This is a genomic window from Oleiphilus sp. HI0117 (assembly GCF_001635235.1).
In genome coordinates this window covers 1-982 of record NZ_LWGA01000202.1, presented here as the reverse complement: position 1 = coordinate 982, position 982 = coordinate 1, and the positions used below count along the sequence as shown (strand labels likewise).

At 49.3% G+C, this 982-nt stretch carries 1 protein-coding gene; it reads right to left on the bottom strand.

Annotated features, from left to right (window positions below):
• Positions 1 to 982: HAD-IC family P-type ATPase (locus A3757_RS02585; protein WP_197469673.1), on the bottom strand; the 982-nt coding region annotated here is incomplete at both ends.

The following is a 982-nucleotide window of genomic DNA, read 5'->3' as shown; positions in this document are numbered from 1 at the left end:
GCACACTCGGCAACGCGCGGAAGCGATTTCTCAAGTTCTGTTTTTAGGAAGCCAGCTTGGGCTGCGCAGTTGAACAAGGCTAGCTCTGTCGGTTCGCCACTAGACTGCTCTATCTCGCGACTAACCCTGACATCATTGTTGAGCGAGAGCACATGTGCAAGGTGCGAGCTTTGAGCCAAACTGTTCAGGGCGTAAGGTTTGCTTTCAGGTGTAATTAGCTTGTCTACGTGCATTTTGTTCTGAGTGAGAGTGCCGGTTTTATCAGAGCAGATGTAGCTAACCGAGCCTAAGGTCTCGACAGAAGGTAGGTTACGCATCAAGGCATTAATCTTGATCATTTTTGCTGCCCCTAAGGCTAAGGCAATACTTACAACAGCAGGTAGGGCTTCGGGAATGGCTGCCACAGCTAGGCTAATACCGGTTAGCAGCATTAATAACCAGGGTTCACCCCGAATAAGGCCAAGGACAATCACAACCAGGCATATAAACACAATACTGATAGCGAGACGCTTACTGAATAGGGCTAGCCTATTCTGGAGTGGCGTATGGCTCTGTTTAGCGCTTTTTAGCAATGAGGCTATTTTCCCCAGCTCGGTTTCCATGCCTGTGGCAGTGACAATGCATTGAGCTGAGCCCCTGTTGATCTGAGTGCCTTTGAATAGCATATTGCTGCGCTCAGCGAGCAAGGTATCTTCGTGTTCAAGTGCTTCGACACGTTTATCAACACCAAGAGATTCACCTGTCAGTGATGATTCATCACACTCAATATCCTTGCCCTCGACAAGGCGAACATCGGCAGGCACTACGTTGCCGGCCTCCAGGCTAATAATATCGCCAGGGACGAGTTGCGTGCTGGAAATAGTCTGCCATTTGCTATCGCGTAAAGTCAGCGTCTCGAGTGTCGCCATGGCTCTAAGAGAAGCCATCGCTTTTTCAGCCCGGAATTCTTGAAAAGCGCCCAATATTGCATTGAGGCCAATAA